The 572-nt window shown below is 49.7% G+C and carries 2 protein-coding genes; both read right to left on the bottom strand.

Annotated elements, in window-relative coordinates:
• The coding region (gene traL, locus RTW80_RS26995) for a type IV conjugative transfer system protein TraL (protein ID WP_120160169.1) at positions 1-305 on the bottom strand (305 nt) is incomplete at its 3' end.
• Between the two features lie 14 nt (positions 306-319).
• Positions 320-572: type IV conjugative transfer system pilin TraA (traA, locus tag RTW80_RS26990; protein ID WP_312721157.1), on the bottom strand; the 253-nt coding region annotated here is incomplete at its 5' end.

Here is a 572-nt window from a genome sequence, read left to right as displayed (position 1 = left end):
ATCCACTGCCGGAAACACGAATCGGGAACATTATGAAAAATACCGCGCAGCAGGGCTGTTGGCATATACCAGTAAATCAGGTCACGTAACCAGGAACTGCCCCGCCCTTTTTTCAGTTTTTTAATCCCGAAATAAACCAGAACCGCTGCACCAATACCGAACAGATATTTCGATGTTGTGATACCCCAGCCAATACAGATTGCTGCGGGGATCAGTTCATCCAGTGGCAGGCCAAACCAGCGGCTCTGGTTGGTCAGTGTTTCCGGGAAACGATATTTCTTAAGTTTATTCTCGTCTCCCGACATCGTTTTATTTCCTGTCAGAGGCCAACGACGGCCATACCCACAGAAATAAATACAGAGATGATGGCAAAACCGGCCAGGAACTTGACGTTTTTGGTCATCATGTACATGACAGCACCGACCAGAACTTCAGCCAGAACAACCCATTTAACAACACTGGAGTCCTTACCGAAGGTCGCCTTAACCGTGGTGTTACCGCTTGCCATCAGGTCCTGACCACTGCTGCCGGCGGCCATCGCCAGCTGCGGGAAGAACATCATCAGAACAGCA

This window comes from Escherichia sp. AM3 (genome assembly GCF_032029835.1).
Classification (GTDB): domain Bacteria; phylum Pseudomonadota; class Gammaproteobacteria; order Enterobacterales; family Enterobacteriaceae; genus Escherichia; species Escherichia coli.
The sequence above is the reverse complement of the archived record's forward strand: the minus strand, read 5'-3'. Positions and strand labels throughout refer to the sequence as shown.